This window comes from Metapseudomonas otitidis, from assembly GCF_900111835.1.
GTDB lineage: Bacteria > Pseudomonadota > Gammaproteobacteria > Pseudomonadales > Pseudomonadaceae > Metapseudomonas > Metapseudomonas otitidis.
In genome coordinates, this window is sequence record NZ_FOJP01000014.1 from 108,086 (window position 1) to 127,062 (window position 18,977).

The window sequence follows — 18,977 nt, forward strand, 5'->3', positions numbered from 1 at the left end:
GTTGGCCAAGTTGTGAGCGACGGGATTAATCCGGGGAAGTTGTCATGTGCCGCCGTTTACTGGCGAACTTGGATGTTGCGAGGCGTCGGAAAGTCGTCACTTTCACAGCCATGTGAAACTTGAGCGACGGAAACAGGACGGATTCGAAGGGTAATGACGAGGCCGCCCGGCCATTGCAGCCGGGCGGCAGGTGTGTCGGATCAGGCCGCGGCGTGGTGCAGGCGGACGTTGAACAGCGGGCCCTGGCTGTAGCGCGACAGGGTCTTGGCCAGGGCCAGTACGCCCAGGTCGATCAGCGGCTCCACCAGGATCACGCTCATGTAGGCCAGGCCGAAGGTGCTCACCGAAGCCAGGGTCTCGGCGGTGAAACCGTGGCCGTAGAAGGCCCAGAAGGCCACCCAGGCGACGATGCCGCCCTGGTAGGCGGTGGACAGCGCCAGGGCCTGGCTGTAGCGGGTTTCCACGTAGGCGGTGCGGGCCGGGATGATGCGGTTGGCCAGCAGGCTGATGCCCCACAGCGGCACCAGCAGGGTGGTGACGTTCATGCCGTACTGCGGCAGGTCGAAGGGGGCGAAGAACAGGCCCTGGACCAGCAGCCCGGCGGCCAGGCCGATGGCGGCCGCGCCCGCGCCGAACATCAGCAGCAGGGTCGAGCCGAGGATCAGGTGGACCTCGGAGACCCCCACCGCGTGATGCGGGAACACCTCGAAGAAGCAGAACACCAGGGCGGTGGCGATCAGGCTGCGCAGGGCCAGGGCGCTGATGCCGCCGTTGGTGCGGATGCTGTCGTAGGCCATCTTGGCGGTCAGGCCGAAGGCGGTGACGGCGGTGCCATAGCTGAGCAGGAGCTTGGCGCCTTCGACGACGCCGGGTTCGATATGCATGTGCGGTTCCTTGCCGCGCCCACCGCGCGGTGACCAGTTCTAGGGGTCGGGCCTCGTGCCCGTTACGGATGGCAGGTCTCCTGGCTCGCAGGTCAATGCTTCACCCACCTTCCCGGCCGGGGCCAGTGGTGCTTCGGGTTTCGCTCGCTGCTTACAGTTGCGGGGGCAGCCATGGCCTGGGCGTTGCGCCGCACCATGTTCCCTGTTGCTCCGGGCGGTTGCCCGGAAACCATCGGCGGCCATCTTACTGGCGGGCCTGCGGGCGGCAAAGGCAAATTTTTGCGCCCCCGCGAGCGCCCCGTACGCCTCCCTGCCTGCGACAGTCCGCCACAGTCGACTTTCCCCTGCCAGCCAGGCGCCACCCGCAGGCCACCGGGTGCCCGGGGTGTGGCAGCTCGTCGCAGTCGGGCCGCATCGGGGGCCCTTGCTAGCATCCGTCCCGCAGCGCCCCAGAGGCCTGCCAAGTGCATGCGGGCGCCATGAGGCGCCCGGTAGTCATCCAGGGATCGGACAGCTCGGCACCATGCGGCTCAAGTCGTTCCCGGAACCACTCGACAACAACAGGGACCGACGCCCATGGCCGTGATGCCATCCCCTTCGTTCTGGCGCTCCGCCTTCCTCCCCTCGCCCGCCACGGCCTGGCCGCTGCTGCTCCTGCTCTGCGCCGCCGCCCAGGCCCAGGAAGACGGCAAGACCCTGGTGCTGGACAGCACCACCGTCACCGCCACCCGCAGCGCCAACAGCAGCTTCGACCTGCCGGCCTCGGTGTCCACGGTGGACCGCAAGGCCCTCGACGATGCCCAGGCCGACAGCCTGTCCAGCGTGCTGCGCAGCCTGCCCAACGTGAACTTCGGCGGCGGCCCCCGCCCTGCGGCACAGATCCCCGCCATCCGTGGCCTGCAGGGGCCACGCATCATCCTCACGGTGGACGGTGCGCGGCGTAACAACGAGGGCGGGGTGAACAGCCCGCTGCTGCTCGACCCCGACTTCATCCGCCAGGTGGACGTGGTGCGCGGCCCCATGTCGGCGGCCTATGGCAGCGGCGGCCTGGGCGGCGTGATGGCCTTCGAGACCCTGGCAGCGGAGGACTACGTCGACCCTGAGCGCGGCTACGGCGGCCAGGCCAAGGTGGGTTACCGAAGCGGCAACGAGGCCTTCTCCACCAACCTCACCGCCGCAGCACTGAACGACCAGGCCGACGTGCTGGCCAGTGCCACCTACCGCAACTACGGCGCCATTCACACCGGCAAGGGCGGCGCTGATTCGGAGTACCCCAACGACGGCGACCTGGGCGCCAGCCTGCTCAAGGCCGGCCTCAACCTGGGCGAACTGAACCGGGTGGAGCTGAGCCGCCAGACCTTCGACGACGACTTCACCGGCCCCACCAACCCCGGCGGCAACCTGGTGTTCCCCTTCGACCAGGACACCCGCCGCCGGCAGGAGCAGTACACCGGCAACTGGTCGTTCCACGATACCGACCGCAGCTGGCTGGACGGCAAGCTGAGCCTCTACCGCACCCGCTTCAGCCTCGCCGGCCACAGCCGCTCGACACCGCCCCAGGCCGACACCTCGGCCATGACCCGCACCGACGGCGGCAGCCTGCAGAACACCAGCACCTTCGAGGTGGGCGAGCACTACCGGCAGCGCCTCACCTACGGCGTGGACTACTACAAGGACACCGCCGAGAACACCTCCAACGGCCAGGGCAATTCGGTGCTGCCCGACGGCGAGCTGCGCGCCCTTGGCGGCTTCATCCAGAGCGAGCAGACCTTCGACCGCTGGACCCTGATCGCCGCGTTGCGCCACGACGACTACAAGCTGTCCTCCCCCGGCCAGGGCGACGCCCGCCACAGCCGCCTCTCGCCGAAGATCGCCCTGAAGTACCAGCCCATCGACCCCCTGGGGCTGTTCGTCAGCTACGGCGAAGCCTTCCGCGCGCCGACCATGACCGAGATGTACGGCAACCTGGACACCCGCCGGGCGCTGTTCAACTTCCGCCCCAACCCGGGCCTGGAACCGGAGACCAGCAAGACCTGGGAAGCCGGCTTCACCCTGGACTTCAGCGACCTGCTGGCCGCCGGCGACCAGTTCCGCCTCAAGGCCACCGGCTTCGACGAAGACGTCTACGACCTGATCGACTCCCAGGTGGTCGGCACCTACGTGCGCCAGGCGCCCTTCGCCGGCGTCGGCCAGGTGTTCCAGCGGCGCAACGTGGCCCGGGCCGAGCGCCGGGGTGGCGAGATCGAAGCGGCCTACGAGCTGGACCGCCTGAGCGTCGGCCTGGGGTATTCCCAGCTGCGCTCGCGCAACGCCCAGACCGGCGCCGACCTCTACGCCCCGCCGGACAAGCTGGCCCTGACCCTGGGCTATCGCCTCGACGAGCAGTGGTCGGTCAACTACCGCGGGCAGTTCGTCAAGGCCCAGGACTACGACGACACCCTGCTGCGCCGCCGCGACGGCTACGCCCTGCACGACATCGGCCTGACCTGGGAGCGCGACCCGTACCGCGTCGACCTGGGGGTGACCAACCTGTTCGACCAGGCCTACGCCACCTACCAGCAGACCCAGGCCAACACCTTCAGCTACGAGGAAGGCCGCAGCGTCAACCTCACCCTCAGCTCGCGCTTCTGAGAGGCCGCCCATGCACGCCCATCGCCTCCCCCTTCTGCTCGGCACGGCCCTGCTCTCGGCATGCGCCGCCCAGGCACCCAGCGGCCCGCAGCCGGTGGTGATCGACTTCGCCCTGCTGGCCAACGGACACCCCGCCCGCTGCGGTGCGCCCCTGGGCCCGCTGGGCGCCGATGCCCGCCCCTCGACCCTGCGCGATGCACGGTTCTACCTGCAGGACGTGGCGCTGGTCCGCGGCGACGGCCAGGCCGTGCCCCTGGTGCTCGACCACGACGACTGGCAGGACGGCCAGGTCGTCCTGCTGGACTTCGAGGACGCCACCGGCACCTGCCAGGGCGGCACCCCGGCCACCCGCACCCAGGTGCGCGGCCAGGCGCCGGCCGGTGACTACGTCGGCCTGCGCTTCAGCCTCGGCGTGCCCGAGGCCCTCAACCACACCAGCACCGAACTCCAGGGCCCGCCCCTGGACATCGCCGCCATGGGCTGGAGCTGGCAGGCCGGGCGCAAGTTCGCCAAGGTCGAGGTCAACCCCGAAGGCGGCGTGGCCAAGGCCGATGGCGCCCGCGCGCCCAGCTGGTACCTGCACCTGGGCTCCACCGGCTGCAGCGGCAACCCGCTCACCGGCGAAACGGTGGCCTGCCTGCGGGCCAACCGGGTGCCCGTCTCCCTGCGCGATTTCGACCCCCGGCGCGATGCTGTGGCGCTGGACCTGTCCAGCCTGCTGGCCGGCAGCCAGCTCGGCCGTGACCAGGGCGGCGCGGTGGGCTGCATGAGCGGCCCGGACGACCCCGAATGCCCGGCGGTGTTCGCCCGCCTTGGCCTGGACCTGGCCAGCGGCCAGCCGACGCCGGATGGCCAGGTTCCGGCCTTCCGCGTCGTACCCCGGCCATGACGCGGCGCATCGGCCGACTCGCCGCACTGCTGGCCGGCCTCGGGCTGGTCGGCAGCGCCCTGGCGCAGGACTGGGCCTGGCCACTGCCCAGCCACGTACCCGCGCCCCGCGTACCGGCGGACAACCCCATGAGCGCCGCCAAGGTGGAGCTGGGCCGCCGGCTGTTCTACGACCCGCGCCTCTCCGGCAACGGCACCCTCGCCTGCGCCGGCTGCCACCTGCAGGCCAAGGCCTTCAGCGACCGCACACCGCGCTCCACCGGCAGCGCCGGCGCCCTCACCCACCGCAACGCACCGGGCCTGGCCAACGTGGCCTGGAACGCCACCTACAACTGGGCCAACCCGGCCGTGGTGTCCCTGGAGCGGCAGATGGAAGGCCCGCTGTTCGGCGACGACCCGGTGGAGATGGGGGTGAACGACAGCAACCGCGCCACCATCCTCCAGCGCCTGCGGGACGAGCCGCTGTACCCGCCGCTGTTCGCCCAGGCGTTCCCCGATAGCCCCGAGCCCATCAGCATGGCCTCGGTGATCCGCGCCATCGCCGCCTTCGAGCGCACCCTGCTGGCGGTGGACAGCCGTTACGACCGCTATCTGCAAGGCCGCCTGCAACTCACAGCCGCGGAAAAGCGCGGCATGGAGCTGTTCTTCGGCGAACGCGCCGAATGCCACCACTGCCACGGCAGCTTCAACTTCAACGACCAGGTGGTGCATGCCCGCACCCGCGAGGTGGAAACGCCCTTCCACAACACCGGGCTCTACAACCTGGACGACCAGGGCACCTACCCCTTCCCCAACCGGGGCGTGTTCGAGCTGACCGCCCAGGCCCAGGACATGGGCGCCTTCCGCGCCCCCAGCCTGCGCAACGTGGCACTGACCGCGCCCTACTTCCACGACGGCAGCGCCGCCACCCTGCGCGAGGTGCTGCGCATCTACTCGGCCGGCGGCCGCGACATCCCCGAGGGGCCGCTGAAGGGCGATGGCCGGCGCAACCCGCACAAGAGCGGGCTGATCGCCCGCATCGACCTCAGCGAGGCCGAGCTGGACGACCTCGAAGCCTTCCTCGGCAGCCTCACCGACCTGAGCCTGCCCCATGACCCCCGCTACGCCGACCCCTGGCCGGCGGGCTACCGGTTCCAACCCACCCACACCCAGGAGGCTGCGCACCGAGAAACCGCCCACCGTTCCACCTCACAACCCTGACGGCGTTGCCGTCGAACGACGTTCCTTTCATTGCTGATCCACAAGGAGAAACCCCATGAACATCAAGATCGCCAGCAAGAAAACCCTCACCGTCGCCGGTCGTGCCGGTGCCTGCTGTGGTGCCTGCTGCGCCCCGCTCGGGGTGAACTGAGCCCCACCCACGCCGGCGCCTGGCGCCGGCGTGGGTTCCCGACAAGGAGGAACCATGCGCCTGGGATTCAACTTCACCCTCGGGGAAACCACGCCCCTGGTCCATCGCCTGCTGGCCGAAGGGCGGATCGATTATGTGGAACTGCTGATCGACAACTTCCTCACCCTCGACGCGGACACCCTGGCCGGGGCCTTCGACGCGCCGATGGGGTTCCACATCATGTTCTCGCGGTTCATCGAGGCCGACGCCGCCAGCCTGGACGACATGGCCCAGCGCCTACGCACGCTGATCGACCGGGTCAAGCCGCTGTACGTCTCCGATCATGTCGCCCGCTTCAGCCACGAGGGGCGCCAGCTCTACCACCTGGCCGAGATCGACTACCAGGCCGACTACGCCCGCGTGCGCGACGCCGTGGACGCCTGGCAGCAGCGCCTGGGCTGCCAGCTGCTGCTGGAGAACTACCCGTCCATCCTCGAAGGCGGCCACGACGCGCCGGCCTTCTTCGAGCGGCTGTGCCGGGAGACCGGTGCGGGGGTGCTGTTCGACATCTCCAACGCGGTGTGCGCCCACCTCAACTGCGGCGTGCCCCTGGAGGCCTGGCTGCCGGTGATCGACGCCTCCCGGCACTTCCACGTCGCCGGCTACAACCTGTCGATCCTCCAGCCGCACCTGGTGCTGGACACCCACGACCGCCCGCTGTCGGACGAAACCCTGGCCTTCATCGAAACCTGGCGCGAGCGCTTCGACAGCCCCGGCGCCACCCTCACCTACGAGCGTGACGACGCCTTCGTGCAGCGCGAGATCGACAGCGACCTGGCCTGCCTGCGCACGCTGTTCGCCCGACCGGAGGTGCGCCGCCATGGCTGACCAGCCGCGCACCGACAGCCAGTTGCTGGCGGCCCTCTACCAACCGGCCCGCCAGGGCGACTACCCCCGCGACTCCCGCGCCTTCGTGCGCATCGACACCAGCTTGCGGGTCTACTGGCACAGCCTGTTCGACATCTGCCCCGGCCTGCTGGCGCTCTCCGGCCCCGATGGCCTGGCGATCTTCCGCCCGTTCATGGCCTGGGCGGTGGAACAGGGCTGCTCGTTCAACTGGGCCTGGTACCTGTGGGTGGACGTGTGGCTGCAGCAGTCGGCATTCCGCGATGCCGTGGACGATGAGTTGCGCTACAGCCTGATGGCCGCCTCCGCCGCCCGCTGGGCCACCGGTGACCGCTCCCGCCAGCGCGGCATCGTGCTCGGCAGCGCCGCCCTGCCCGACCTGGTATGCGGCTGGAAGGCCAGCAGCCTGGAGGCCGGCCGCCAGGTCGAGCGCTTCGAGCTGGAGGAGCCCCTGCCCGCACCCGCTGCCGCCTTCGGCTACTTCACCAGCGCCACCGGCGACCTCTCCGACGGGTTCCCCGGATGGACCGACCTGCCCCGTTGATCAGCCGGTTCTGGCACGGCTACCTGGCCCTGCTGCTGGCCTTTGCCGCCGGCCAGCTGGGGCCGCAGATCGACCTGGCGGTGCTGGCCCGGGCCGGCGACGACGGCCAGGCCGGCCTGTATGCACTGCTCACCCGCCTGGCACTGCTGGAACTGGTGGTCACCATGGCCCTGGGCACCGCGCTGTCGGTGATGGCCAGCCAGGCCCAGCGCGCGGGCCGGCACGGGGAAGGACTGCGTCCGGCCCTGGTGCTGGCAGGAGCGCTGGGGGTGCCCCTGGGCCTGCTCGGCGCCCTGGCCGGCCTGGGGTTGTTGCCGATGCTGCTGCACAGCAAGGCGGCGCAGTTGCCCGAGGTGATGGCGGCGCTGCCCTGGTTCTTCCTCGCCACGCCCCTGCGCCTGCTCAACGGCTGCGCCGGCCTGTTGCTCCACGCCCGTGGCGAGGGCCGCCAGGCGCTGCGCATCAAGGGCGTCGAGCTGCTGGCACGGCTGGTGCTGGACCTGGCGCTGGTCCTGGGGTTGGGTGCGGGCCTCTCGGGCTGCTTCATCGCCGGCCTGTTGCTGAACCTCGGCACCTGCGCCTGGCTGTTGCGCCACCTGGCCCGCGCCTCCCCGGGCCAACCGTGGCGCCCTCGGTGGGCCTGGTGCCGGCAGGCGCTGCTGCACAGCGGCTGGGAAAGCCAGCGGGTGCTGGCGATCCAGGCCTTCGGCCTGGCGGCGGTGACGCTGGTGGCCATGGACCGCCCCTGGCCGGAGTCCGCCGGGCGACTGGATGGGTTCTCCACCGTGCTCACCCTGGGGATGCTGGTGCTGTCGCCGCTCAACGCCCTGCTGCGCTTTCTCGCCCTGCGCCTGGCTGCGGGTGACCCGGTGGCGATTCGCGATGAAGTGCAGCGGCGGGCGCTGCCCGTCGCTGCCGTGGCATCGGTGGGCCTGCTGCTGGCAACGCAGGCCCTCGGCCAGCTCTACGGGCAATCGGGCCCCTGGTGGACGGCCGGCCTGCTGCTGCTCGCGCTGTCCCTGCCGCTGCGGGTGCTGGGCAACCTCCAGCGCGCCCAGTACCAGGCGGCCGGGCGCTTCGCCGAGGTCGGCCGGCTGGAGGCCGCTGCCCTGTGGCTGGTCGGCCTGCCGGTGCTGCTGGCGGGCCTGGCGCTGGACTGCCCACCCCTGGCCTATGCCTACCTGCTGCTGCCCGAACTGTGCGTGATCACGGGTCTGCACAGCAGGAAGGCCTGGGCCAGCCTGGCAGGGCCTGGCGAACACCCCGAGGGTTGAGCCCCTCGGCTCAAGGCTCGCGGCGCTCCATGGCCTGGGGTGACTTGATGACGCCAGCCAGGTTGCCGTGGCCGTAGCCCTGTTCCCGGTCGGAGCGGGCGCCCCGCCAGCGCCAGAAGCGCTCGTGGAAGTAGAACGCCACGGTGTTGCAGGCGGGTTCGATCAGGGCGATCAGCCCGCCCTGCAGCGCGCTCCCGGTCAAGGCGTAGGCCACGCAGAAGGCGATGCTGAAGTGCAGCACGGCGAAGCTGAGGGTCTTCACCAAGGGCTGCTCCGCCCCGCTGGAATGGCCGCAGCAGCCCGGCAGTCCGCGCTTCATCGCTTGGCCTCCAGGCCGGGTGCCATGACATGCCCGGGGACGGGGACGGTGTGGGGCGTTAGCGTGTGGCGCTCGATCATCTCGGTGCTCCTGTGCAGTGCCCCGCCGCAGCGGGGCATCGGCTCATTGCGGGGTGGTGGAGGCGTCGTCGCCCTGGATGTCGGGATCGTCCGGCAGGGCCTCGGGTTCCGGGTCCTGCTGGATGGGCCAGGTGGCGGTCTCGTCCTCCGGCCGGTGGGTGTCGTTGCTGGGGGTTTCCGTTTGGTTGTGCATGGCCTGCTCTCCGGAATCTGTTCTGGTTTCGTGTGAACACGGCAGAACAAGTTCAGGTGAAAGGCCGAATGGTGCAACGCGTTATACACAGCCAATGAAACGAGAACTTCCGTACAACAAAAACGAAGCCAGACGGCTATAACCAAGCCCAACTAACCAGACTTTCAACAGACAACTTTCCCAGTCTTCGAATTGCTGCTTCGCGCAACTTCCCTACGCATCAGCTGGCCAGTATTGAAATACCGCTGCGTCTTGCTAAGTTCCGCTTCGGATCATTGACAGAAGGAGTTGCCATGAACTGGCTGGTCACCTACCTGATGCACGGCGAGCGCCGTACGCTGCTGATGAAGTCCCGCTCCACGCCCACCCTGAAGGCGCTGGCATTTGCCATCCAGGATCTCGAATTTCCTGGAGCGCCCCGTCCTTCAAGGTCCAGCGCGGCCATGGCGGCCTGGCTGGAAGAGGTCGGTATCACCGTGCTGAATATCGCGCCGCAGAAGAAACCCCTGCTTCCCATGCGCCCGCAGTCGTTCCACCTGAACCGCGCGTGATGCAACGTGTCGGCGTCGCCGCCCTTGAAAAATGAGGGCGGCGTTCCGTCCGCAAATGCAACTTTCCAAGTCGACCGTTCGAAACTTTCGTTGAACATCCCCGGCAACATCCGGTTCTTCCCTAGTGAGTGGCCCATGGCCCGTCGCGCTATCAGGTCACGATCAACTCGAGGAGAACTTTCATGTTCGTTCACAACAAGCGGTTGCAATACACCGTTCGGGTTTCGGCCCCCAATCCCGGACTGGCGAATCTGCTGCTGGAACAGTTCGGCGGTCCCCAGGGCGAACTCGCCGCGGCCATGCGCTACTTCACCCAGGCCCTGAACGAGGACGACGCCGGCCGCAAGGACCTGCTGCTGGACATCGCCACCGAGGAGCTGAGCCACCTGGAGGTGATCGGTTCCATCGTTGGAATGCTCAACAAGGGCGCCAAGGGCGACCTGGCCGAAGGCATCGAGGCAGAAGCCGACCTGTACCGCTCCCTGACCGGCGCCGGCAACGACTCCCACGTCACCAGCCTGCTGTATGGCGGCGGGCCGGCGCTGACCAACTCGGCCGGTGTGCCCTGGTCGGCGGCCTACATCGACTCCATCGGCGAGCCGACGGCCGACTTCCGCTCCAACATCGCGGCCGAGGCGCGGGCCAAGATCATCTACGAGCGGCTGATCAACGTCACCGACGATCCCGGCATCAAGGAAGCCCTTGGCTTTCTCATGACCCGCGAGCTGGCCCACCAGAAGTCCTTCGAGAAGGCGCTGCATTCGATCCAGCCGAACTTCCCCCAGGGCAAGCTGCCGGGCATGCCAGCCTTCACCAGCGTGTACTTCAACCTGTCCCAGGGCGAAGGCGACTGCCGGGGGCCGTGGAACCGCGGAGACGAATGGACCTTCGTCGAGGCGCCGGAGCCGGCCGTGGACGGTGGCGATGGCCTGCCGAGCGTGAACCTGCCCGACAGCCAGCGGGCCACGCTGGAGCAGATGCGCGAGCGCACCGCCTCGGACCCGAGCCGTGACTCCATCACCGGCGCGGACCTGGGCTCGGGCGTGGTCATTCGCCCGGCCAACTAGTGTGGAAGCTTCCCCGTGCACGGCTTGGCGGCCTGTGTACGGGGCTTTTTGACCGATTCGCTTTCATGCAGGGCTCGCTGTTTCACAACGGCGACACTCTGCTAGCATTGCCCCCCAGCCCGACCCAACCAGCCCGAAGCCCGCTGATGAACATGGCCCGCCGACACCGCTCGCTGATCGCCTGGATGCTGTATTTCAGCATCCTGTTCGGCGCGCTCGCCTGCGCGGTGGGTCACGGGCAGATGGCCGGCCTCACCCTGAGCGGCCTCGACGGGCAGTTCTGCTCCCTGGACGATGCCAGCGGCAGCAGCAAGAGCCTCGGCGACATGGGCGTGGTCGGCGGCAACCTGGTCTCCGGTTCGGGTTGTGCACTGAGCTCCAGCTTCGGTGCCCTCCTCCTCGCGGCGTTCTTCGGCCTGCTCGCCCTGCTGGGGCCCAGCCGCCACTGGCCGGTGCCCGAGCCGGTCCACCGCCATCCTCCTCGGCGAGCCTGGGTGCTCGCCAACCCCCGCGCCTCCCCGCTGTTCGCCTGACCCATCGGCCTCACTGGCCGTTGCCTGACCCTGCGAACCGTTTGTGCCGGCCTGTCCGGCAAGTCGTGGCCTGGAGGCCCGAAGATGACCACCCGTACCCCTGCGCCGGCCCAGTCGGCGACCGCTGCCCGCCCGGCGTTCTACACCCTGGCCTGGCGCTGGCATTTCTATGCCGGCCTGTTCGTCATCCCGTTCATGATCCTGCTGTCCGTCACCGGGCTGATCTACCTGTTCAAGCCGCAACTGGACCAGGCGATGTACGCCGACCTGCTGTGCGTACCGGCAGCCGGCCAGCCGCTCAGCGCCGATACCCTGCTGCAGCGGGCGCAGGCCGCCCATCCAGAAGCGGTGGTCAGCAAGTACCTGCCGCCGGTGGCGGAAGGCTGGAGCGGGCAGTTCGTGATCACCGAGCAGGGCCGCGAGCTGAACCTCTTCATCGACCCGTACAGCGGCCGGATACTGGGCACCCAGGATGCGCTGTGGAACCTCCAGGCCGCCGCGCGCAAGCTGCACGGCGACCTGCTGATCGGCCCGCTGGGTGATCGCCTGATCGAGCTGGCCGCTGGCTGGGGCATCGTGCTGGTGGTCTCCGGGCTCTACCTCTGGTGGCCACGGGGCAGCGGCGGTGCCGGTGTGCTGTGGCCGCGCCTGTCGGCACGCGGACGCCTGCTGTGGCGGGACCTGCACGGCGTGACCGGGTTCTGGGGCTCGCTGTTGCTGCTGTTCATGCTGATGACCGGGATGACCTGGACCGGCTTCTGGGGTGCCCAGTTCGCCGGCGCCTGGAACCACTTCCCGGCAGCCATGTGGGACGACGTGCCGAAGTCCGGCCAGGCGGCAGCCAGCCTCAACGAGGTCCATCGCCAGACCGTGCCCTGGGCGGTGGAGACCACGCCCCTGCCCGCCTCCGACCCGCATGCCGCGCACCACGCCCACGGTGGCGAGCAGGCGCCGGCCAGTGCGTCGCGCATCCCCCTGCAGCAGGTGGTGGACACCGCCCGCGAACGCCAGGTGACGCCGGGCTACAGCATCAGCTTCCCCAAGGGCGCCGAGGGCGTGTTCAGCGTCTCGGTGTTCGCCGACGACCCGCGCAACGACGCCACCCTGCACCTGGACCAGTACAGCGGCAAGGTGCTGGCGGACGTGCGCTGGGCCGACTATGGCCCGGTGGCGCGCACCGTCGAGACCGGGGTGATGCTCCACGAAGGCAAGCTGTTCGGCCTGCCCAACCAGCTGCTGATGGCGGCCGTGTGCCTGCTGATCCTGTTCAGCTCGGTCAGCGGCCTGGTGCTCTGGTGGAAGCGTCGCCCGGCCGGCCGCCTCGGTGTGCCGCCGCTGCGCCATGACCTGCCGCGCTGGAAGGCGGCCATCGGCGTGATGCTGGTACTGGCCGTGGCCTTCCCGCTGGTGGGGGCCTCGCTGGTGGCCGTGTGGCTGCTGGACCGGGTGGTCCGGCTGCTGCGTCCCCTGGACCGTGCCGACGCCGCTGCCGGCTGAACCATCCCAATTCCAACCGGAGCCCTGCCGCCCGCCCGATGAGGCGGCCCAGGGCTGGGATGCCCGCGCTCCGACATTGAAGACCGGCGCTCAGTGCGCCCTTTGCAAGGCTGATCGAACCCATGTCGTCGACGTTCCGCCCATGCACCCTTCGGGGTTTCGTTTCCTGTTCCGGCCTGTCCCTGGCCGCGCTCTGCCTGTCGGCCCACGCCGACAGCACCCTGACCCTCGGCACCGTGGAGGTGTCCGGCCAGGAGAGCGGCCCGCTGTCCAGCCGCGACATCCTCAGTTCGGTGGATGTGATCGGCAGTGATGTGCTGCAGCAGCAACCCGTGCAGTACAGCTGGGAGCTGTTCAACCGCGCCCCGGGGGTGATGCTCACCCAGTTCAACCAGGGCACCACCTCCGGCAAGCTGTCGTTCCGGGGCTTCAACGGCGAAGGCGAAGTCAACGCCGTGAAGCTGCTGATCGACGGCATCCCCAGCAACACCAACGACGGCAACATGCCGTTCATCGACATGGTCTACCCCCTCGACATCGAGGACATCGAGGTGGTGCGGGGCACCAACGACCCGCGCTACGGCCTGCACAACATCGCCGGCAACGCCGGCATCCACACCCGCATCGGCGGCAACGACGGCCACCTGCGCCTGCGCACCGGCAGCTTCGACACCCAGGAGCTGCAGGCGGTCAAGGGCATCGAGTCGGGCAACTGGTCGCAGAACTACTTCGTCGCCTACCAGAAGAGCGGCGGCTACCGCGACCATGCCGACACCGAGCGCCAGAGCTTCGCCGGCAAGTGGTTCTACACCGCCGACGCCGGCTGGCGTGCCGGCCTGATCGCTCGCCACTACAGCGCCGACGCCCTGGAAGCGGGCTACCTGAGCCACGCGGATGCCCATGACGACCCGCGCCAGTCCTACGCCAGCAATGCCACGGACCAGGGCAACCGCGAGATGAACCAGCTCAGCCTGCACCTGGACGCCGACCTGGCCGATGACCTGGCCTGGTCCGCCAAGAGCTACGTCAACACCTTCAAGGACCAGCGCTGGACCCGCTACTGGCGCACCGTGAGCCAGCAGGAACGGGTGGCCGACGAAACCCAGTACGGCGCCCTCAGCAGCCTCACCTGGCGCCCCGTGGTCAGCGGCCTGCACGACTTCGCCCTGGAGGGCGGCGCCGAGGTGCAACGGCAGGAGAACGAGAGCCTGCGCTACCGCACCAGCCAGCGCACCCGCCTGGCCCAGACCCGCGACCAGCGCTTCGACCTGAACATCTATGGCGCCTACGTGCAGACGGTGATCGAGCCGGTGGAGTCCTTGCGCCTGGTCCCGGCCTACCGCGTCGACCGCCTCTACGGCGACTACAAGAACGGCCTGACCGGCGAGCGTGCCGAGGTGAACGACTACGGCAGCATCCGCCAGCCCAAGTTCAGCATCGTCTACAGCCCCTGGCGCGAGGCCAGCCTGTACGCCAACTGGGGCCGCACCTTCCAGGTCGGCGTCGGCTCCGGCGCCTACCGCCTGGCCAGCCAGAGCGACGACCTCAAACCGTCCATCAACGAAGGCTGGGAGACGGGCCTGAAGTTCAGCCCGGTGCAGTGGCTCGACGGCCGCATCGCCTACTGGGAGCAGCACGCCACCGACGAGGTGCAGCGCAAGCTCAACGACGCCGTCGGCGATTCGGAGAACGTCGGCGAAACCCTGCGCCGGGGCTATGACCTGCAGCTGAACCTGACCCCGGACGAGCGCACCCGCGTGTGGCTGTCCTACTCGCGGCAGTTCTCCGAGATCCTCGAGCCCAACCCGAACCTTCCCGCCAGCAAGGGCCGGGAAATGGACCACGTACCCCATCACCTCTACGCCCTGGGCGCCGAGTACCAGGCCACCGAGCGCCTGCAGCTGAGCGCCTGGCTCAACGGCCAGAGCGACTACTACCTGGAGCGCACCAACAGCACCGGTGAGTACGGCGGCTTCGTGCTGCTCAACCTGGGCGCCACCTACCGCCTGACGGAGTCCGTGAGCGTGGACATGCAGCTGAAGAACGTCGACAACCGCTACTACGAGTACGTCTGGTACGACTCCACCGCCGGTGTGCAGCAGGACCTGCACGCCCCCGGCGACGGCCGCGCGCTCTATGCCGGCCTGACCCTGGACTTCTGAGGCGGATGCCCATGCGCCCGGTCCCTTCGTCCTGCCCAGGTGAGCGTCGATGAACGCGCGCCTGCGCCGGCTGGGCGCGCACCTCGGGCTGCTGGCCCTGGCACTCATCGTGCTGGGGCCGCTGGTGGCCCGCCTGCAGGCCCCCGTGCAGGACTGGAGCTGGCTGCAGGCGCTGGCCTGCCACGCCGGCGGCGTCCAGGCCAGCCCGGGGCCGGCGCCCCTTCCGTTGCAACCCAAGGCGCCCGAAGCCCCCGCGCTGACGGTGCTGGACGCCTGCGGCTACTGCTCGCTGCTGCTCAACTCCCCGGCGGCCACCGGCCCGCTCTGGCAGCCGCTGCCCTGCGCCCACCCCGGTACACCGGTGTGCTCGGGCCAGCCCCTGGCGGCGCTTGCCGCCCTGCACTTCCCCTCCTCCCGCTCCCGGGCGCCGCCGGCCATCGCCTGATCGTCCGTCACCGGCCGGCCTGCAACACCGGCCGAACCCAGGGTTAGACGGGCCAAGAGGCCCGCGATGACAAGGAGCGTGAGCGATGCGTTCACCCAAACTCAGGTCCACCCTCTCCACCCGCCGCGCGGGTGGCGAGCAACCCTTTCCCGACTACCCCAGCAATGCGCGGTCGTTCATTGCGCTGGACACGCGGCTGCTGCCGTACTGGCACATGCTGTTCGACCTCTGCCCGGTGCTGCTCAAGCTCGATCCGCCGGAGGGCGTGGGGCTGTTTCGCGCCTTCATGGTCTGGGCCTACCGCCACCAGCCAGCGCAGGACTGGACCTTCCACATCAGCTTCTGCCGCTGGCTGCTGCAGTCCGGGTACGCCCCCCAGGTGAAGGCCGCCCATGTGGAGAGCCTGCTCTCTGCAGCAGCGGCACGCTGGATCAACAGCGACCCCAGCGAGGCCCAGGGCATCCTCCTGGCGTGCAGCGCCTTCCCCATGACCACCGTGGAATGGAAGGAAGGCAACGCCGTCGGCAGCGACGCCGATATCCAGGTGCTGCCGCCGGCACGCTTCGACTTCGCCTGGTCGCCCCTGGGCCGTGGCGGCATCGGCAGCTTCCGCCGCTGGCTGAGGATCCACGATTGAACCTGCGACAGCCTGCCGCAGGCACCTGTCCGGCGTGTAACGGCGCCTGCCGGGTACCCGGCTGCGGCAGGCCGTCGCAGTTGAGGGGGTTTTCACGCCCCCACTAGGATGGCGGGGCCCCGAACCTGGAGTTGTCCTTGGCAGGGCTTCCACGGTTGGGTTCGGGGCCCCCCTCGAATCGACACCGTCGATGACGACCCTCCCGCACGGGAGGGTCTTTTTTTCAGGCTGTCGGGCCCGGCAAGATAGCGCCCGGCAGACGCCACCGTGATCCGATAACAACACCCACGATGAGGAATCCCCGATGAAAGCCATCCTGCTCGCTTTCGGCCTGCTGTCCCTGGGCGCCATCCAGACCGCCCAAGCCGCCCAGGACCCGGAAGCCGTGTTCAACCGCGCCTGCGGCATGTGCCACAACGGCCAGCTGCCCCAGGCGCCGAAGAAAGGCGACCACGCCGCCTGGGCCCCGCGCCTGGCCCAGGGCAACGACACCCTGGTCAAGCACGTCACCGAAGGCTTCAACGCCATGCCGCCGCGCGGCCTGTGCATGGACTGCTCGGCCGAGGACTACAAGGCCGTCATCGAGTGGATGAGCAAGTAACCCGGTAATGCCCTTCGCGGCGCCTGTCCATGGGCGCCGCTTCCCTAGCCGTTCACCCGCCCCGTCAACCCGCTCAGGGTGTCCGCCAGCTCCCGCGTGCGGCTGGAGGTTTCCTCGGTCAGCAGCGCCGACTCGCGCAGCGTGCCGATCATCCCGCCCAGTGATGCCACTTCGTCCGCCTGCTGCTGGATGTGCCCGGCCACCACGGTGATGGCCTGGGACAGCTGGTCGACGTCGGTGCCGATCTCGGCGGCGTTCTTGTGGGTGATCTGCGCCAGGTTGCGCACCTCGTCCGCCACCACCGCGAACCCGCGTCCCATTTCCCCGGCCCGTGCCGCTTCGATGGCGGCGTTGAGCGCCAGCAGGTTGGTCTGCCCGGCGATCTGCTGGATGACCTGGACGATGGACTGGATGCGCAGGCTGGAGCGCGCCAGTTCGTCGGCGCTGCGCACCACCGTGGAGCCCTGCTCGGTGAGGCTGCGCACGGTCTGCTCGGCCTGGCCGGTGACTTCGCCCTGGCGGGCGATGTTCTCGGTCAGCACGTCCATGCTCTGGTGCAGGTCGTCGGCATGCAGGCGCAGCTGTTCACCGATCTCCCGCTGGCTGCTCTCCGCGGCCTGCAGCACGCGGCCCAGGTCGGCCAGGCCCTGGAACACCGGGCGGATGTGCTCGTCCAGGCCCTCGCTGTCGACGCTGCTGCTGTAGTCGTGGCGCTTGAACGCCTCGATCTGGCTGACCACCACCTGGCTGAGCCCGGCCAGCTTCTTCACCTGGCGGCGCAGGAAGAAGGCCTTGAACTCGCCGTAGTGGATGGGGAAGCGGTCCATGTACTCGTCGGTGAAGGCCTCGCCGGGCGCCACCTGGAAGAAGAACACCGCCGTCAGGGTCTGGTTGAGGTTGAGCCCGAGGATCTCGCCGAAGGTGGAGAACCCCACCACCGGCACCTCGCCGAACACCCCGCTCATGCGGCCCAGCTCGTCACCGTTGTTCAGGCGCCGGAGGATGCAGTCGTTGAGCAGCCCGAGCAGCGGCGTGCCGCCCTTGCCACGGAGGAACTGGGCGAAGTCGCGGCGGGTCGCCTCCACCAGCGAGGTGCGCTTGACCATCACCAGCTCTTCCCCCGGCGCCACGTCGCAGAACAGGTGCACCACCTCGCGCTGCAGGTCGATCTGGGCGATGGAGCGCACGAACAGCTGTTCGCCGACGCGAATGGCGAAGGAGTATTCCGCCAGGCGCCGCTCCAGTTCATCCGGGCGGCAGCCCAGTGCCTCGCACAGTGCCGTGACCATGCTGACGATGCGCCCCTTGGCGTCCACCACCTGGCGGATGCTGCGTTCCTCCAGGGACGCGGTCAGCACGCTGAAGCTGACGCTGGTGGGCTCGAAGTTCTGGCTCTTGAACACCCCGAAGCGGATGCCCGGCGCGCTCTTGAGGAACACCACCAGGGCGTGGTTCTCGTAGCGCTGGCGACCGTCGTGGAGGAAGGTCTGGCGGAAATCCCCCTTGCCCCCGGCCGAGCCGCCCACGAACAGGCAGGGGAAGCGCCCGCATTCGTAGAGCGCCTCCATGAAGAAGGATTCCGAGGCCGACAGGCCATCGAACAGCACGTAGGCCAGGGTGTCGTGGGCCTCGATGGGCGTGGTCACCCGCAGGTTCTTCAGTGACTGGGTGAGCCGCGCGATGCGCTCGCGCAGCGCCATGCGGGTATCCCCCTGGCGGATGTCCTGGCTTTCCAGCGGCACGCTGACCACCTCGGCCGAGGCGATCACCGAGCCATCGAACAGGGCCAGCACCACCCGGTCCCACTGCCCGGAAGCATCGCAATAGAGCCGCCCGCCGCCTTCGCACAACTCGCCGGCGCTGCTGCTAAGGCTCAGCGCCACGCCGGGGAAGCGCTCGCTGACCTGGCGGGCCACCCGGTCGATGTCCAGGTGCGGGGATACATACCCGGTGATGAAAGTGGGCCGCAGCGACAGCGCGGCCAGCTCCCGGGACAATTCGGCAGACGAACAGCTCAGGTGGCGCGCAGCCGCGCGGGACGAGCCGTTGGCAGTGAAGCGACTGAAGACACCCATGACGGCCTCCAAAGGGCACCCTGATTATTTTCCCCAGACTATAGATGGCCATTCCTACGCGTCTGTAGTTCTTTGGGATGTCCTGCGACAACGTTTCGCAGAGGCCTACAGGACCGACGCCTGAACGCTGACTGAATGAAACGCAGGAGGCGATTGACCCCCTTGTGGGCCGGGCGTAGATTCCGCCCGCCTTCCCACCCTAAACAGGAGAACCCCTTGGACAGTTGCCCCGGTCGATTGCGACAGGGCTGAACAGCGAGCACGTCCAGCGGTTCCCTCCGCCGTCGTCTCGCTGCCTTCAGCGGACGGTGGCCCGACGCCCCTTCCTTGACGTTCACCGACGCGCTGCCTGCGCGACGG

19 protein-coding genes and 1 riboswitch are annotated in these 18,977 nt (G+C 69.0%); of the genes, 15 read left to right on the forward strand and 4 right to left on the reverse strand.

Going from position 1 to position 18,977, the window contains the following annotated elements:
• Window positions 1-200: 200 nt before the first annotated feature.
• Window positions 201-884 carry an energy-coupling factor ABC transporter permease gene (locus tag BM198_RS19020; protein WP_044402672.1) on the reverse strand — a complete coding sequence of 228 codons (684 nt, stop codon included), beginning with the start codon at window positions 882-884 and terminating at the stop codon, window positions 201-203.
• 53 nt (window positions 885-937) lie between these two features.
• A riboswitch (cobalamin riboswitch) is annotated at window positions 938-1,133 on the reverse strand.
• 327 nt (window positions 1,134-1,460) lie between these two features.
• Between BM198_RS19020 and BM198_RS19025 the strand changes: the two genes are divergently transcribed.
• From BM198_RS19025 to mbnM, 7 genes are read left to right on the forward strand one after another with little or no spacing between them, the layout of a single operon-like run.
• Complete coding sequence (locus tag BM198_RS19025) at window positions 1,461-3,515, forward strand: TonB-dependent hemoglobin/transferrin/lactoferrin family receptor (RefSeq protein WP_083422414.1); 2,055 nt, start codon at window positions 1,461-1,463, stop codon at window positions 3,513-3,515.
• Between the two features lie 10 nt (window positions 3,516-3,525).
• Window positions 3,526-4,404: an MbnP family copper-binding protein gene (locus BM198_RS19030; RefSeq protein WP_074971729.1), complete on the forward strand. Its 879-nt coding sequence runs from the start codon at window positions 3,526-3,528 to the stop codon at window positions 4,402-4,404.
• The gene (locus tag BM198_RS19035) at window positions 4,401-5,603 is read left to right on the forward strand and encodes a methanobactin export MATE transporter MbnM (RefSeq protein ID WP_083422415.1); all 1,203 of its coding nucleotides are present in this window, start codon (window positions 4,401-4,403) and stop codon (window positions 5,601-5,603) included. The genes BM198_RS19030 and BM198_RS19035 overlap by 4 nt, the downstream gene beginning before the upstream one ends.
• 55 nt (window positions 5,604-5,658) lie before the next feature.
• Window positions 5,659-5,754, forward strand: coding sequence for a methanobactin (gene mbnA, locus BM198_RS19040; RefSeq protein WP_074971730.1), 96 nt, complete (start codon window positions 5,659-5,661; stop codon window positions 5,752-5,754).
• A 54-nt stretch (window positions 5,755-5,808) separates the two neighbouring features.
• Window positions 5,809-6,621: a methanobactin biosynthesis protein MbnB gene (gene mbnB / locus BM198_RS19045; protein WP_074971731.1), complete on the forward strand. Its 813-nt coding sequence runs from the start codon at window positions 5,809-5,811 to the stop codon at window positions 6,619-6,621.
• Window positions 6,614-7,183: a methanobactin biosynthesis protein MbnC gene (gene mbnC, locus BM198_RS19050; RefSeq protein ID WP_083422416.1), complete on the forward strand. Its 570-nt coding sequence runs from the start codon at window positions 6,614-6,616 to the stop codon at window positions 7,181-7,183. Before mbnB ends, mbnC begins: the two co-directional genes overlap by 8 nt.
• Window positions 7,162-8,457, forward strand: a complete 1,296-nt coding sequence (gene mbnM, locus BM198_RS19055; protein ID WP_139233662.1) for a hypothetical protein — start codon at window positions 7,162-7,164, stop codon at window positions 8,455-8,457. Before mbnC ends, mbnM begins: the two co-directional genes overlap by 22 nt.
• A gap of 10 nt (window positions 8,458-8,467) precedes the next feature.
• Here the strand turns inward: mbnM and BM198_RS19060 are convergent, their stop codons facing one another.
• Window positions 8,468-8,776, reverse strand: coding sequence for a DUF2061 domain-containing protein (locus BM198_RS19060; protein WP_074971733.1), 309 nt, complete (start codon window positions 8,774-8,776; stop codon window positions 8,468-8,470).
• A gap of 123 nt (window positions 8,777-8,899) precedes the next feature.
• Window positions 8,900-9,049 carry a hypothetical protein gene (locus tag BM198_RS30200; RefSeq protein ID WP_167368479.1) on the reverse strand — a complete coding sequence of 50 codons (150 nt, stop codon included), beginning with the start codon at window positions 9,047-9,049 and terminating at the stop codon, window positions 8,900-8,902.
• Between the two features lie 293 nt (window positions 9,050-9,342).
• Here BM198_RS30200 and BM198_RS19065 point away from each other — a divergent pair, with 293 nt between their 5' ends.
• From BM198_RS19065 to BM198_RS19100, 8 genes are all read left to right on the forward strand, one after another.
• Window positions 9,343-9,600 carry a hypothetical protein gene (locus BM198_RS19065; RefSeq protein ID WP_074971734.1) on the forward strand — a complete coding sequence of 86 codons (258 nt, stop codon included), beginning with the start codon at window positions 9,343-9,345 and terminating at the stop codon, window positions 9,598-9,600.
• 182 nt (window positions 9,601-9,782) lie between these two features.
• Window positions 9,783-10,667, forward strand: coding sequence for a manganese catalase family protein (locus tag BM198_RS19070; protein ID WP_074971735.1), 885 nt, complete (start codon window positions 9,783-9,785; stop codon window positions 10,665-10,667).
• A 146-nt stretch (window positions 10,668-10,813) separates the two neighbouring features.
• Complete coding sequence (locus BM198_RS19075; RefSeq protein ID WP_074971736.1) at window positions 10,814-11,200, forward strand: DUF2946 domain-containing protein; 387 nt, start codon at window positions 10,814-10,816, stop codon at window positions 11,198-11,200.
• 84 nt (window positions 11,201-11,284) lie between these two features.
• Window positions 11,285-12,697 (forward strand): PepSY-associated TM helix domain-containing protein, encoded by a 1,413-nt coding sequence (locus BM198_RS19080; protein WP_074971737.1) that lies wholly within the window; start codon window positions 11,285-11,287, stop codon window positions 12,695-12,697.
• 122 nt (window positions 12,698-12,819) lie between these two features.
• A complete protein-coding gene (locus tag BM198_RS19085; RefSeq protein WP_074971738.1) occupies window positions 12,820-14,859 on the forward strand; it encodes a TonB-dependent receptor in 2,040 nt (679 codons plus the stop codon).
• 49 nt (window positions 14,860-14,908) lie between these two features.
• Entirely contained in the window at window positions 14,909-15,304 is a 396-nt protein-coding gene (locus BM198_RS19090) for a DUF2946 family protein (RefSeq protein WP_074971739.1), read from the forward strand.
• Between the two features lie 85 nt (window positions 15,305-15,389).
• Window positions 15,390-15,941, forward strand: a complete 552-nt coding sequence (locus BM198_RS19095; protein ID WP_069564242.1) for a putative natural product biosynthesis protein — start codon at window positions 15,390-15,392, stop codon at window positions 15,939-15,941.
• A 304-nt stretch (window positions 15,942-16,245) separates the two neighbouring features.
• On the forward strand, window positions 16,246-16,542 hold the full coding sequence (locus BM198_RS19100) for a c-type cytochrome (RefSeq protein WP_044402639.1): 297 nt from the start codon (window positions 16,246-16,248) through the stop codon (window positions 16,540-16,542).
• A 44-nt stretch (window positions 16,543-16,586) separates the two neighbouring features.
• Here BM198_RS19100 and BM198_RS19105 read toward each other — a convergent pair whose 3' ends face one another.
• Entirely contained in the window at window positions 16,587-18,617 is a 2,031-nt protein-coding gene (locus tag BM198_RS19105; protein WP_074971740.1) for a methyl-accepting chemotaxis protein, read from the reverse strand.
• Window positions 18,618-18,977: the final 360 nt, after the last annotated feature.

Excerpts from the sequence above, each read along its gene's own strand:
- BM198_RS19020 (WP_044402672.1), bottom strand. The coding sequence starts at position 884 with ATGCATATCGAACCCGGCGTCGTCGAAGGCGCCAAGCTCCTGCTCAGC.
- BM198_RS19025 (WP_083422414.1), top strand. The coding sequence starts at position 1,461 with ATGGCCGTGATGCCATCCCCTTCGTTCTGGCGCTCCGCCTTCCTCCCC.
- BM198_RS19030 (WP_074971729.1), top strand. The coding sequence starts at position 3,526 with ATGCACGCCCATCGCCTCCCCCTTCTGCTCGGCACGGCCCTGCTCTCG.
- BM198_RS19035 (WP_083422415.1), top strand. The coding sequence starts at position 4,401 with ATGACGCGGCGCATCGGCCGACTCGCCGCACTGCTGGCCGGCCTCGGG.
- mbnA (WP_074971730.1), top strand. The coding sequence starts at position 5,659 with ATGAACATCAAGATCGCCAGCAAGAAAACCCTCACCGTCGCCGGTCGT.
- mbnB (WP_074971731.1), top strand. The coding sequence starts at position 5,809 with ATGCGCCTGGGATTCAACTTCACCCTCGGGGAAACCACGCCCCTGGTC.
- mbnC (WP_083422416.1), top strand. The coding sequence starts at position 6,614 with ATGGCTGACCAGCCGCGCACCGACAGCCAGTTGCTGGCGGCCCTCTAC.
- mbnM (WP_139233662.1), top strand. The coding sequence starts at position 7,162 with ATGGACCGACCTGCCCCGTTGATCAGCCGGTTCTGGCACGGCTACCTG.
- BM198_RS19060 (WP_074971733.1), bottom strand. The coding sequence starts at position 8,776 with ATGAAGCGCGGACTGCCGGGCTGCTGCGGCCATTCCAGCGGGGCGGAG.
- BM198_RS30200 (WP_167368479.1), bottom strand. The coding sequence starts at position 9,049 with ATGCACAACCAAACGGAAACCCCCAGCAACGACACCCACCGGCCGGAG.
- BM198_RS19065 (WP_074971734.1), top strand. The coding sequence starts at position 9,343 with ATGAACTGGCTGGTCACCTACCTGATGCACGGCGAGCGCCGTACGCTG.
- BM198_RS19070 (WP_074971735.1), top strand. The coding sequence starts at position 9,783 with ATGTTCGTTCACAACAAGCGGTTGCAATACACCGTTCGGGTTTCGGCC.
- BM198_RS19075 (WP_074971736.1), top strand. The coding sequence starts at position 10,814 with ATGAACATGGCCCGCCGACACCGCTCGCTGATCGCCTGGATGCTGTAT.
- BM198_RS19080 (WP_074971737.1), top strand. The coding sequence starts at position 11,285 with ATGACCACCCGTACCCCTGCGCCGGCCCAGTCGGCGACCGCTGCCCGC.
- BM198_RS19085 (WP_074971738.1), top strand. The coding sequence starts at position 12,820 with ATGTCGTCGACGTTCCGCCCATGCACCCTTCGGGGTTTCGTTTCCTGT.
- BM198_RS19090 (WP_074971739.1), top strand. The coding sequence starts at position 14,909 with ATGAACGCGCGCCTGCGCCGGCTGGGCGCGCACCTCGGGCTGCTGGCC.
- BM198_RS19095 (WP_069564242.1), top strand. The coding sequence starts at position 15,390 with ATGCGTTCACCCAAACTCAGGTCCACCCTCTCCACCCGCCGCGCGGGT.
- BM198_RS19100 (WP_044402639.1), top strand. The coding sequence starts at position 16,246 with ATGAAAGCCATCCTGCTCGCTTTCGGCCTGCTGTCCCTGGGCGCCATC.
- BM198_RS19105 (WP_074971740.1), bottom strand. The coding sequence starts at position 18,617 with ATGGGTGTCTTCAGTCGCTTCACTGCCAACGGCTCGTCCCGCGCGGCT.